Here is a 13,976-nt window from a genome sequence, read left to right on the forward strand (position 1 = left end):
GTTCTCGTCAATGAATTTATAATGAGATTCAATTAATTTATTTTTACACCAAGTCCATTAAAAAGTCAACCCGGCGTTAGCTGAGCACATAGTTTCGGACTATTCGCTAAACAAATTCCAATCCATCCGTATATTCAGTTACTTCTGTTTGGAAGGTTCTTCAACACAGTTTGCGCAAGGCGTCCGACAAATAACTGCTTCCCGTCACTGTAGCCTTCCTCTCGATCGGCCAATTCTGCCGCGAGCCGTCCTCTCCAGCTCTCGAGGCTAACCTTATACCGTGTATCCTCAATCAGATTCGTTGTCTCCTGGGAATCCTTGCTTAGATCAAACAGCTGCTCACGACCTGTTTGGGAAAACCAGATATACTTCTGAACACCGTCCGTCATGTAATGATTAGACATGTCCTTACACTCATGCTCTCCATGAATAGCATCACGCCACTTTACGCTTTCACCTCTGGCCAAAGGTAGCAGGCTTAAACCATCAACACTATCAGGGATAGACGCACCGGCAGCATCAAGCAGTGTCGGCATTATATCTCTTATTTCTATCACATGATCATTGACCGTATTCTTGTTCATTTTTAATAGGTCACCGGGATCGGCAAGTATAAAAGGAACCTTGGCACTTCCTTCATAAGGCAATGTTTTACGAAACAGATGATGATCGCCGAGAAGTTCTCCGTGATCCGAAGTAAATAAGATGATAGTATTTTGTAGCACCCCATACTCGGTCATTGATTGTAAAAACCTTCCAATTTGATGGTCAATATGTGTAATCAGAGCATAGTATGCGGCTTGAGCTCTTCTCAGCCTATTTCTAGGTACGATTCCTTTGCTAGTAATGGGGTTGAGCCCATTACGGTCCGGGTCCATCGCTTCCGCCCATACTCCAATAACTGGATCCGGTATATCGGCGTCCACATACATGTCCAAAAATGCCTGCGGCGGATCGAACGGCGGATGCGGCCGAACAAATGACATACTTAAGAAAAAAGGCTTCCGGGGGTCTCGGCGGCGGAGAAAATCAATAGATTGGGTCACAACCCAATTGGTAGGATGCAATGCCTCCTGCAAATGCCATGGACGGGCCACCGTTGAGGCATTGCAGTCCAGCCCAAGATCAAGCAGGTCACAGTCCGCCCCTGCCCTCTCTCGGAGCCATGGCAAATAATCATCACAGCTGTCGAATGACTCCGTCACCGTATTCGCCGAACGAATCCGGTTGTGGTGCAGGTATCCATCGTGCATCACAACATTGTGAAACCCGCACAGATTGCGCGCTGGGTATACGTGCATCTTGCCTACGCATTGAGTATGGTATCCTGCCTCAACCAAAACCGAGGGAAGCGTATGCTTATAATCCCATGCAACCTTATCCTGATAGCCTACCCTTCCGTGACTGCGCTGACTCATCCCTGTGAGCATCGCCGTACGAGCCGGAATACAGCTTGGCGTCGCGGAATAGGCGTTGCGGAACAAGACGCCGCTGCGAGTCAACTGATCCAGATTAGGCGTATCTACTACTGGATGATTTAATATACTGAGGCAATCCCCGCGCATCTGATCTACTGAGATTAGCAGTATATTGGGCTTCATAGTAGTATCCCCCTTCCTTTACTCTGTCGTCTTAAAATGATTTGGCAGCTTAACGCCCCTCACAGCGGAAGCAATCATTTTGGCAAAGACTCTATTTCACCTGCTCCAGTACTGCCTGTTCCCCTTTCCAATCCAATGTAAAACTTAACTCCACAGCAGCAGCAGTCAGCTCCAGCAGCAAGCTGCCAGCGCTTTTTGTCCCAACATTCAGCTTCAAGTGTCCCGAAATCTGTCCTTGCTGTCGATCCATCTCATTGTCATAAGAGAACGCATTAATAAACAAGACTTCCCGCTCCCTAGAGCCGCTAACCCTCTGAACGAGTGTTTGCCTGGACCGGTTCGGCGGGTTATCAACTGTACGTGCAGTAATCAGCTGAACTGGGCTCGAGCACCAGCTTACCTGCTGCAACACACCTTCTCTCATTTTCCATTCCAAGTGCTGCCCAGCGACTAGCTGCTTACTCCATTTATCTTGAAGCCAATGCTCTCCCAGCTCGCTAAGTTCAGCATCGGAAGACTGCCATAAGCTGTTATCCGCCAGTTCGCCGCTCAAATGATATAACAAATCGATGGTCCGTTCATCCGGTACCGTCATCTTAACCATATCCAGCAGCAAGTGCTCAGTAACAATGTTCACTCTCCGCAGGCTAACCCCGTCATAGGCTTGATCATCCCAGGGGCACATCTCCTTGGGCAAAATAATGGAGTCCTTGACCGTATAGGGCGAATCGTTCCAGTCCACTGCACTTTCGATCCAAGAGCCCCAGTCCTCTTTATGATATTGAAGCCGCTTTCCGTCAGCCGGTGGTTGGTCCTTACCATTAATGCTCACGGTATTATGGGAATACGTATGCTTGAACCATCCGTAATGCGCTGGAACCCCGTACGCCGTGGTGCCTGGGTCGATGAACAACGGCACGCTCCCGGCTCCGAATGACAACCCAAGTCTATCCATATGATCATGCTCTCCGCTAAACTTGCTGTGCTTAACCAGCAAATGCCAGCCCTTGCGGTTTACAAGCTTGGTCAACCCGCTGGCATCTGAGGTGGTGTCTGACATGAGGATCTGAGTCAGAGAACGATCTCCGGTACCCGCAACATGAGCTGTGGAGGCCTTCACATGCTGCCCGTTGTCCAATTCTTCGCCAAACCAAAGCGCTTCAAGAGAATCACGATCTGCAGGAGCATCTGAAGGAATCTTCCAGATTTGTTGCCAATTACTTTCACCAGAATCCTTTTGCTCCTCATTCGTTTTATCAAGTCCATATGCCAACCGCAAAAGCTCGCCATATCGGGTATCTCCGTACCAATCCAAAGCGATTTCATAGTAGGGCGCCAGCCTCTGAATGTTTGCCGTATGACTCGCATCATTGAGATTCGGCAGTGTACCATCCGGTAAAATATATCCAAGAGGAAAATCGAACATTTTCTTAAGGGTAGGGTGCGCCTTAAGATCCCATTCCGTGTGTTCAACCAAAATGGCATATTGCAGAAGCGAGTGATATCCATAGAAATGATATTGAAAAGCCCCTTCATACCACATCCCGTCTGCTAATACACCGCGGTCAATTTGATCAAGGAGGCCATACTCTCCCTTCAAGCCGGCCAGATGAATGGCTTCATCCTCAAGAAGAAAACCAAGCATCGCTATCGCGGAAGTGATCAGAACCGCATGATTATGCAGTTGCTTTTCTTTATACTCGATAAGAAATTCCGCACAGGGCAGCAGCAAGCCGCTGTGAATCAGCTGCTTCTCTTCGTCAGTAAGCATGCGCTCGACAAAGCGGTACGCATAACAAATATCGATAATCCAATGGGCTTCATCCAACGTTTGGGCGAACAGCTTTCCCGGTCCGTTGTATGGAATATCTCCGTGAATCTCATAATTGGCGTAATATTTGGCATAATCGAGCAGCACTGCCTTGACCTTGCCCGATGCTTCTATATCATCGTCAATCAAGCAGCTTAATGCGAGATGCTTCATCCCAATGCCGAGCTGCGAGTGAGCCAGCGTCACCCAAGCCGCATCGAACGGCTCCCCTGTCCATGTCTTAGAGCAGACGGGACATACATGCTGTTTGGGACAGCTCCAATCGAAGTGAAGTCGTGCACCGTCATGATGACAGTAATAGTAATGAGTCCAATTACCACGTTCCCCTTCGGTGATCTTATAGTCGATCTCCTGCGCTCTTATGGAGAGCACATGAAGCTGCTCCAACGCCTTGCTATAGCTGGGATTAGCGGCATTACTCAGCAGCTTTTCCAATCGGAGAACATCCATGGATTTCCCTTCTTTCCTAAAATATTAATAGGAGGAAGCTCTCCCCCTTGAGTCAACCTTTGACAGATCCCGATGTAACCTGCATGAATGTCTTATTAGCCAACACATAAACGATTAGCAGCGGTAGAATCGACAGGCATGCACCTGCCATCATATAATGCGTTTGGGCCGCAGAAGCAATGCCATACCGCAAGCCCGCCAAACCAACCGTTAAGGTTTGCAGCTTCGGCTGGCTCATCGTGAACACCAGCGGCAATATGTATTCGTTCCAAGCATTTCGGAAGGTAAACAACGCTGCCACGCCAAGCCCTGGTTTTAATAAAGGAAAAATAATTCTAGTAAAAATCCACACCTTAGAGCATCCATCGATCATCGCTGCTTCGTCCAATTCCCTCGGAATCGCCTTAACGAAGCTAAGCAGGATAAAGAAAATATAGGCATGGCCGCTGATCAGAATTAGTATGACACCTGTCAGAGACGTATGCAGCTGAAGCTTAACCATCAATTCAAACTGTGGTCGAAGCACCACCGCCCCAATAGAAATAAACATCGTCGAAGCTTGTAAGGCGACATAAAAGCTCTTCCCGAAATAATTGAGCCGATCTACGGCATAGGCTGCCATGGAAGCAACTATAAGGGTCCCGGCAGTCGTAATGATACTAACATACAGGCTGTTCCACGTGTAGGTGGAAAAATGGGCTTGTTCCCAAACTTCAGCATAATTTTTATAGTGCCAAATATCCGGTAGAATCGTTGCTCCTGCCGTTAGCTCCGCATTAGACTTGAATGAGCCTAACAATGCCATCAAAATAGGAAATAAAGTCATTGCGGCTATGATAATTAGAAAGACCCATAAAGCCAATCTTTTAGCGGCGGAGCTGACCGACCATCCATTGACTGTGGAGTTGAGCTTTGCTGCTGCTTCCGTTTCCATCTGCACACCTCCTATGAGTTTAGGCTTTTTGTAAGCAGTGATTAGTACACCTTGTTCATCCGTTTGGATGCATAAAAATACATTAGAGTGATGATCCCTACTATTAAAGCCGTTACAAAGCCGACGGCACTACCGTAGCCGATCTGCTGCTCCACAGCTGAGCCTGAGGACGTAAGCGGGAAGAATAGCTTGTAAACGTACAGATACATCACTTCTGTTTTGCCTATTGGGCCGCCTTCAGTCAACACCATAATGCTTTCATAGCCTTTCAAGGAGTTGATAATAGCGAGCATGATGACCATCTGCAGCACCGGACCAAGCATCGGAATCGTAATATACCAAAACTTTTGTACCGCATTGGCCCCATCCAGCGAAGCACTCTCGTAGACATCATTCGGAATGTTTTGCAGCCCGGCAATAAAAAGAAGCATATAATTCCCTACGGCACCCCATACCGCAATAATAATGACGATAAGCATTGCATGATTGGGTCCAAGCCAGTCGATGCTTTTGGAGATGATATGATATCGGGTTAAATATTGATTGAGAATACCGTTATAGGAGTTGAAAATAATGAAGAACACAATGGAAATGACCGAAGTACTTACGATGGTTGGCATAAAATAAATAGCCCGAAGCAGATGCTTACCCTTCAGCCCCTTATTAAGGATCACAGCCAAGATAAGCGATAACGGCAGCGTAATGATTAGCTTCCCTCCTGCGTACACGAAGGTATTTACGACCGAATCCCAATAGGAGTGATCCTTCAATAATTGGGTAAAGTTATCTAAGCCGACGAAACGCTCTTTGCCGTAGCCTTTGTAATCATAGAACATATACCTCATCGCCCATATTATGGGGTATACTCCGAATACGAGCGTTAAGATCAAGCTGGGTAATGTAAACCCGTAACCTGCTAGCTGCAGCCGCAATTTTCTCATCTGTCAGCCCTCCTCCTAATTTCTCTTGTTGATAAGAAAACCTATATCGAGGCCATTCAAGGATGAGCGACCGCGATATAAATGTAGATTTTCTTGCTATATCAGACTTGCTCAGCTCCGCTGAAACTTATAAAGTCTGATATTTAAAAAAGGGGAGCCTGCAGCAGCAGAATGAATCTGACTGACTCTGACAGGCTCCATGACTCTCGTTATTTCGCAAACGAGCCTTGCATTTTGGCAGGATCAAAGCTTGGATCCGGCGTTACTTTTACATCACCGCTTGCAACGGCTTTATCCAGTGCTTCGTTATAGCGCTTGTTCAGATCAGCCACGATTTTATCCAAATCTCCACCCTCCAGAATATATCTCCAAAAGGCATCTTCGTATTTTACTCCCTGTACGTTCACGGTCGGTTGAGTCGGCCATACCCCATCGTATTTATTGGGCAGGAAGCCTTCGATTCCGTTAATTTCAGGCTTTTTCGCCTTGGCAATAATAGAAGGAACCATTGAAATACCGTAACCCTTCTCGTGGTAAGTCTGTAAAATGTCATCACCATTCATATAGCTGATGAACTTCCAGGCGGCGTCCTTCTTCTTCGAGTCTTTATTAATCGCAAGCCATTGACCTCCAAGGAAGCCGGATGCACCTTTCACTGTGCCATCGATAGTTGGCGCAGGGGCTGCTGCCCAATTGATTTTGGCAGGGAACTGACTCTTATAGACGCCGGGCTCAGATGAATAGGACAAGTACATGCCAATCTTACCCTCTGCGAACTGAGCGCGCAGCGGATCAATATCAAGCGCTTCCATTCCAGGCAAAGTACTCCCATCATCGCGCATTTGTTTGAATGCCTTCGTAACTTCTTTGAATCCACTCATATCAAAACGCGCAGTTTTGAAGTCATAGCCGAAGCCACCATAGCCGCTTAGCTCGGCCATAACTCTCGCTGAACGGTTCCAAGCGCTTGCAGGTGTTTTGAACGGCAATGCAAAGCCATATGCCCCTGTTGCTTTACCGGCTGCCGTCAGCTTCTTGGCATCCTCCACCATCTCTGCAAACGTGGTCGGCGGCTTCGCGATTCCTGCCTTCTCGAACAAATCTTTATTGTATACAAGCCTCATAGTGCTTCCATAGTTAGGCAGACTGTACAATTTACCGTCGAACAAATTCTGATCGGGCATAGCTGGGTACTTCTTTTTCTGCTCATCCGTCAAATAACTATCTATCGGAGCCATATATCCTTTTTTATAAAACGTTTGAATCACTGAGCCTTCCTTCACCCTGAAAACGTCTGGTGCCTGTGCAGCCGCAAAAGCCAAATCGAGCGCCTGCGCATAATCGTCCGCTTTCACGACCAGCTCCACTTCGATATTGTCCTTATTCGTCGTGTTGAATTTTTCTATCACTTCTTTGATATAATCTGCATCGTGACGATCGAGGGTCCAATACGTAATCTTCGTCTTCTCTCCCGGCTTGCTTCCCGCCGCTGCTTCCTTCTTCCCTTCCTCCGGACTTGCTCCACATGCAGCCAGGCTCATCGATAGTAGCACGCTCATTGCCGTTACAGCCGTCTTTTTCATCCCCGAAGACCTCCCTATTCTCTCGTTTGTTAAGCAATTGTCTAGCTCTTGCTGTTTATTGTAGTGGATAAAAGGATACGGCATAATGCGGCAAAACGAAGAAAAAGGGCAGAAATCCATCATTTCTGCCCTAAATATGCATCCTTAAATTCCGAGGGGGTCTGGCCGGTGTGCTTTTTGAATACATCGCTGAAATAGCGCCTATGCTCATATCCCAAAGACTGGGCAATCTCCTGCACCTGATAGTTATCAATCAGCAGTCTCTTCGCCCTCTCAACCCGCTCGTTAGTCACGAATTGATTGAACGTATTTCCCGTTACCTTTTTGAATAGATTGGCAAAATGCCCTCCACTTATATTCATGAACCTCGCGCAGTGCTCCACTGATAAATCCAAGTGCAGGTTCGTGCGAATATACTCTATAGCCCGATAGATCAGCTTGGTAGAATCGCTTACTTTCTCCTTCTCAATCCAAGCGCATCCTACCCTACTGATATCCTTAAGCACCTGCTGAAATTCCTGTATCATAATCAGCTCCTGATTGCTGCGGTCTCGGATTTTACGGTCATATTCCTGTAAGCTGGAGAATGGAACCAGCTCGTAGAGAACACGCAGCATGATGAAGGCAAGCTCATAATACAGACTACGAATATAATTCGGATCAGGGAGAGGACTTAAATGATTCATTTCCTCGAAGATACACTCCAGCTCTTGTAACGACTTGTCCAGATTGCCTGCCCGAAGGGAAATGAGCAGCTCCTGCTCTTTAGCCGGTGAGTACCGAGGGAAAACTTCCCGCTCCTTCGGCACATCGGTAAAACTGAATGCACCGTTCCCCCCTGTATAGAAATGATACGCCAGCGCAGATAAAGCCGATTTATAAGAGAATGGCAGCTCGTGAATTTCACGGACCATGGATCCAATACCTATTGAGATGGTAAACCGTGTACAACCAGCAATGTTAGCGCAGCATTCGCGGGCAAGAAGCTCCACATCCGCCAAATGATCACTGTTTATGATACATGTGAAATAGCTCTGTCCATCACGGAATACAATGCCTTGGGTAGTCCCCCTAATCGTTTCCTCGATAATATTATGTAAAGCAAAGCGGACGAGCTCGATCTCGTGAATGGGCTGTGTGGCGTATTTGTCCATAAATTGATCGATTTCGATGATCAGAACTACGAACCGCTCCAGCTCCATATCGACTTTCAGCTCATTCCAGTATGACTCAGTCTCCTCTCTCCGGGTCTGGTGTTGCAGCAATCGGCTGAAATATTCTTGACGCAATAAAGGTAAGCTTTCCTGAACCCTTTTCTCCATTTTCTGAAACTGCTCATGCTTATTATGTTCTTTCTCTAATGCCTGCTTAGCCTTCAGCACTACCTTCGTAATCTCCTGAATGGAGAACGGCTTTTTCATAAAATCCAAAGCCCCCAGACGGATCGCTTGCTGCGCATATTCAAAATCCGTATAAGCACTGAGAATTATAATTTTACAATTAGGAAGCTGCTCAATAATGCGGCCAATCATCTCCAGTCCATCCATTCGGGGCATACGGATATCGGTAAGAATAATATCAGGCCGAACCTCTTGAATAAGGCGAAGTCCTTCTTCTCCGTTTTTTGCGGTACCTGCAACCTCAATCCCATAAGCTTCCCATGGAATTTTGGTAGCAATCATTTCCACCGTGCTTTTTATATCGTCAATCACACATAGTTTGAACATTGAGTTATCTGCTTGCATGCACCTTCTCCCCCTCCCGAAGCGAAATGATCAGTTGAACCTTGGAGCCAATCCCCGGTTTGCTGTCATATTCAATCATTGCTCCCTCCCCGTAAAATAACTGAAGCCGGTGAGCGATATTCCGCAGCGCGTAGCCCTTGTTGGAGACTAGAGGCTGCTCTATAGAACGTTTCAAGCTGCTCACATCCATACCCATGCCGTTATCCTCAACCGAAAAGTACAATACCTGCTCCGTTCTCCTCAGCACTATCCGAATAAGACCGCCTTCCTCACGATCCTTAAATCCATGAAGAATACAGTTTTCCACCAGAGGCTGCAAAATTAGCTTAGGGATCTCCAGCTCTAAGATTGATTCTTCCTCGGCATCAATAATGAAATCGAACTTACCCTCATAGCATTTTTGCTGAAGAGTCATATAATGCTTGACGTGCAGCAGCTCTTCCTCGATTCGAAGAATATCTTTGCCTTGGCTCAGACCAAGCTGAAACATTGTAGATAAGGATAAAATCATCTCGTTGACGTCTTCATTATTACCTAGCACGGATTTGCAATAAATCGTGTTTAACGTATTATATAGAAAATGCGGCTCCATCTGAGCGGAAAGCGCTTTTATTTCTGTTTTGCGTTTCTCTTCTTCTCCCCATCTCACCTTCTCGATCAGCTTCTTAATTTCCTCAAGCATTGAGTTGAATCTCATGCCTACCTGTGATACCTCATCCTGGTACACACTATGGAAACGCACATCCAGATCATTTTGCTCCACTCTCTTCATCAGTCTGTGAAGCCGGAATAAGGGCCTTAGCAGCAGATCGGTAAGCACGTTCGACAGCAGCAATGCGAGCAATACGAACCCCAATATGACTAGCAGCGTCGTCCATTTAATTGCTTCTACCTGCTGCAATACAACCTGCTTAGACTGTGTATCATACAAAATCCAATTCTCTCCGACATCCAGCCGGGAATAATTGATTAGATAGTCTTTATCCTCAATTATTGAACTGAAATAACCATTCTTCTCATTCTTGAATTTGCCCAAAAATTCCGGATCCTGCCTCCAAGTTTCCAACCCATTACCAGCATGGCCAATAACAGGCTTACCCTCCTTGTTCACAAGTGAATAACCTGTCGAGGCGCTAATCTGATCGACGATTAAATTTTGCAGATCCTTTTCTTTAATATTGACGATAATGTATACATCCTCTACATACTTAGCCCCACTGCCATCTACTACGAAAGAAATGACTCTATCTTTTCCATAAAAGAAGCTATCCTCATGGCTCTCAATCCAAACCCCTCTTTGCTTGCTTTTAATTTTCTGATACATCTCGGATTGATAGAAGGAGTTTTCTTTTAGGCGTGTGTAAGTGGTTGGATAAAAATCGCCAATCGGTGTAGCAATCAGAATCGACTGTATAAAGTCATCATTAAATTTGAGCAGCGCCAGCATTGATTGGAGTGAGGATAAATGATAATAATATCGGCTAACATCCTCCGTCGATACATCATCAAGAACATTTTTATACGGATCGCTTATCTTAAGGGACATGATCGATAGAACAATCTTTTTGAGCTTTTCATCCAACACTTGAGATGATTTATTAATCGTATCCTGGCTTAGCCGGAGGGCATTCTGCTCGACAATTCTCGCTGAGATGGTGTAAGAGCTCCAGCCCGAGGCGGCAATCGCCAACGTCATAAGAAGAACAAATGAAACCCAAATTCTTTTTTTGAAGGAAAGGCGATACAGCAGTTGTTTCATAAGCAAACACTCCCTCAGCGGTTCAAATGGTTCGGCGAACGATATGTAAACGATTCAACGCAAGGGAGTAGAATCCTTCATAAGCGTCGTATCTATAAAGAAACTCTATGACAAACAATATTTTATATAGATCAAATTTATAATACCTTTACTTGCAGATGACACATACCAATAAATTGTACATTATACTGATACTAGTTTCGACAAAAAGCTACATAGCTTGGATGTTGAGAACCCGAAGAGTATTCTGCCCTGCCCGTAGGCTAATTACATGGAATATAAACAGAAAGGACTTGTGCCCATGTGGAGTAGATGGTCGAAAATCGAGTTTCTAAGGACACTCAATTTCATTTCTTTACCCACTCAGCTTACCGTTCGAAAGAAATTATTAGGCTCATTCCTTTTGATCATTATTCTTCTAGGCATCGTAGGGACCGTTAGTATGCAGAGAATGTCGCTTATGCAGAAAGAAACAAGTGAAATTACAGACTCTTGGATGAAGGGCATTGAGACCATCAGTAATATTAATCTATACGCCAAGGATATGCTCGCCCTCCAGGCCACTATGATTATGGAGCCTAACGATAGTAAAAAAGGAAATTTCATGCCTGAGTCTGGAAAACTTTTCAAAAAAATCGATGATGGATTAGCCTTGTACCAGGGAATGATTAAAGATAACAAGGAACAGGGGCATTTTGACAATTTGCAGAAGAAATGGGCTAACTATAAAGATATTTACTCGGATTCTTTCATTATGGCTACCAGGGTTAATTTCGTAGAGGGTGCAGGTGCCTACTCGGGTCAGATTGCAGCTATGCTCTCCAAGTCCGAACAGGCCTATCAGGGCATGCAGATTGAAATTAATGAGCTCGTCAACTTAAATAAGGTTGGAGCAGAGGAATCCTCCCAAAAAAGCGCAGATCTGTATAAAAGCGCAGTCCGTGATATTGGAATTACCGTGCTGTTATCAGTTGTTATTTCAGTTGGACTAGCCCTCCTTATAGCAGCCAATCTGGCCGGACCGGTTAAACGTGTATCCGAGGTGCTAAAACAAATTTCAGGCGGAGACCTGACGCAGCAAGCATTAAAAGTGCGAAATCGCGATGAAATTGGACAGCTCGTTGACTCATTAAATCAGATGACCCTTCACCTTCGTACGACGATTATGCACATTCATGATGCTTCCGATACGGTAGCCACTTCTTCTAATCAGCTTCTAAGCAATTGTGAGCAGAACACGTTGGCGGCAAATGAAGTGAACAAATCCATTCAGGTCGTTGCTGAAGGCTCAGACCATCAACTGCTTAGTGCAAGCCAGACGGGACAATCTATAGAGAAAATCACGGATGGCGTTCAGTTCATTGCCGATTCCACCACAGAATTGTCAGGTGTGGCAGATGAAGCCTCACGCCAGGCGAAGCTAGGACATTCCTCCATGAATTCGGTCATTCATGTGATGGGGAATATTAACGAGGTGGTATTGCGTGCTGAGCAAGGGATGAATCAGTTGGGGCAGCACTCCAAGGATATTGGAAAAATAGTAGAAATCATAGGAGATATTGCAGGACAGACCAATCTACTTGCTCTCAATGCCGCAATTGAAGCTGCTCGTGCGGGGGAGTATGGACGGGGTTTTGCAGTTGTAGCCGACGAGGTGCGTAGGCTGGCTGTGCAATCTTCAGATGCCGTTAGTCAAATCAGCAGTATTATTACGAAAATTCAAGTTGATACAGCCAAGGTTACAGAGACGATGAAACAAGGACTAACAGAAGTCGAATCAGGAGTGGCGTCGATTGGTAGTGCGGAGGCCTCTTTTACGAGCATTGTACATAGAGCTGAAGATGTAAGTCAGAGCATTCAAAGTATTTCCTTCGCTGCGCAAAGATTGGCGGGCAGCGCTCAGGAGGTATACGCCACGATTCAAGTTATGGAAAATATTGCTGCGGAATCAGCTACAGCTGCTGCTCATGTTGTCACAACTACAGGTCAACAGCTGGCTTCAGTTAATGAAATGGCTTATTCCGCCAATCACTTGAGCACCATTGCTCAAAGGCTGAGACAGCAAGTTAACTTATTTACCGTTTGAGCCAGCTTCCCTTCTCAGTGCCTGCTCCATGCAGCAGGAGGATTATCAGCCTTTTGCCGTCTTCAGCTAACTAAGCAGATGCAGCAGCAAGCTCTTTTGAACATGCATCCGGTTTTCGGCCTGCTGATAGATAATCGATTTGTCTGACTCAATTAAACCCTCTTCAATTTCGAAGCCAGGATGAACCGGCATATCATGCATGATATAAGGCGAATAGCCTTGCAGATTGTGCTTGCTCACCTGGTAGGGCAGCATGGTCTCAATCCTACGATTTTTCTCATTCTCATAATGAGCATCATGGAAAAATTCCATATCCACCCAAGTATCCGTATATATAAAATCCGTTCTCGAAACAGCTTCTGACATGCTTTTTACATGCTCAACACAGCCGCTCCGATAAGCGTCCTGCATAAGCTCTTCATCCCAGGACGCCTCATTAATGATCGGGGTCACCAACAAAAGCTTAATACCCAGTGTCACACAGCCCGCAACCAGTGAATTAACAACATTATTATGAATACCGACATAGGTGAGAGTTACTCCTGAGAAAGTCCCTTTAATTTCGTAAATAGTCATTAGGTCCGCCAAAGCTTGGCAAGGGTGATACTTATCGCAGCAACCGTTGATAACAGGAACCTGAGAGTATCGAGCTAATTGCAGCAAATCCGAATGCTTCTTCAATCTTGCCATGATAAAATCGCAATTTCTTGACGCATACCTGGCTTCATATTGAATAGGTGAGATGCTGAAATTGCTCGAATCCCAGTCCATTGTAACAGCGTATCCGCCTAATTGATTAATGCCCGACTGGAAAGATAAATTAGTTCTTGTAGATGTTTTTTGAAAAAGCATGAGGAGGCCTTTTCTTTCACAGGCTTGATAAAAGTCTTGGGGACTCTGTTTGATTTCAATGCCCTTTTGAATGATGGAGAATAAAGTCTCCTTGCCTAGCTCCTTTAATGATAATAAATGATTCAAAGCTACTCACTCCAATGCATTAATATTCATTATTATGTATATTAATGCAAATAATTGCAACTGTCCAG

The 13,976-nt window shown here is 45.5% G+C and carries 9 protein-coding genes and 1 other annotated feature (1 of these 10 running past the window's edge); of the genes, 1 reads left to right on the forward strand and 8 read right to left on the reverse strand.

Annotated elements, in window-relative coordinates; all coding sequences use genetic code 11:
• Positions 1–20: a binding site (T-box leader), on the reverse strand; it reaches 238 nt to the left of the window's first position.
• Positions 21–134: 114 nt separating this feature from the next.
• The 7 genes from GC093_RS15455 to GC093_RS15485 all read right to left on the reverse strand — a co-directional run bounded on the left by GC093_RS15455 (position 135) and on the right by GC093_RS15485 (position 10,844).
• A complete protein-coding gene (locus GC093_RS15455) occupies positions 135–1,601 on the reverse strand; it encodes an arylsulfatase (RefSeq protein ID WP_171652781.1) in 1,467 nt (488 codons plus the stop codon).
• Positions 1,602–1,692: 91 nt separating this feature from the next.
• A complete protein-coding gene (locus GC093_RS15460; RefSeq protein ID WP_171652782.1) occupies positions 1,693–3,882 on the reverse strand; it encodes a heparinase II/III domain-containing protein in 2,190 nt (729 codons plus the stop codon).
• Positions 3,883–3,934: 52 nt separating this feature from the next.
• On the reverse strand, positions 3,935–4,708 hold the full coding sequence (locus tag GC093_RS15465) for a carbohydrate ABC transporter permease (RefSeq protein WP_246314477.1): 774 nt from the start codon (positions 4,706–4,708) through the stop codon (positions 3,935–3,937).
• Between the two features lie 149 nt (positions 4,709–4,857).
• Positions 4,858–5,757 (reverse strand): carbohydrate ABC transporter permease, encoded by a 900-nt coding sequence (locus tag GC093_RS15470; protein WP_171652784.1) that lies wholly within the window; start codon positions 5,755–5,757, stop codon positions 4,858–4,860.
• 209 nt (positions 5,758–5,966) lie between these two features.
• Complete coding sequence (locus tag GC093_RS15475) at positions 5,967–7,340, reverse strand: ABC transporter substrate-binding protein (RefSeq protein ID WP_171652785.1); 1,374 nt, start codon at positions 7,338–7,340, stop codon at positions 5,967–5,969.
• Positions 7,341–7,459: 119 nt separating this feature from the next.
• Positions 7,460–9,085, reverse strand: a complete 1,626-nt coding sequence (locus GC093_RS15480; RefSeq protein WP_171652786.1) for a response regulator — start codon at positions 9,083–9,085, stop codon at positions 7,460–7,462.
• Entirely contained in the window at positions 9,072–10,844 is a 1,773-nt protein-coding gene (locus GC093_RS15485) for a sensor histidine kinase (protein ID WP_171652787.1), read from the reverse strand. The genes GC093_RS15480 and GC093_RS15485 overlap by 14 nt, the downstream gene beginning before the upstream one ends.
• A gap of 271 nt (positions 10,845–11,115) precedes the next feature.
• Between GC093_RS15485 and GC093_RS15490 the strand changes: the two genes are divergently transcribed.
• The gene (locus GC093_RS15490) at positions 11,116–12,930 is read left to right on the forward strand and encodes a methyl-accepting chemotaxis protein (protein ID WP_171652788.1); all 1,815 of its coding nucleotides are present in this window, start codon (positions 11,116–11,118) and stop codon (positions 12,928–12,930) included.
• A gap of 66 nt (positions 12,931–12,996) precedes the next feature.
• Here the strand turns inward: GC093_RS15490 and GC093_RS15495 are convergent, their stop codons facing one another.
• Positions 12,997–13,908, reverse strand: coding sequence for an ornithine carbamoyltransferase (locus tag GC093_RS15495; RefSeq protein WP_171652789.1), 912 nt, complete (start codon positions 13,906–13,908; stop codon positions 12,997–12,999).
• Positions 13,909–13,976: the final 68 nt, after the last annotated feature.

This window comes from Paenibacillus foliorum (assembly GCF_013141765.1).
GTDB lineage: Bacteria > Bacillota > Bacilli > Paenibacillales > NBRC-103111 > Paenibacillus_S > Paenibacillus_S foliorum.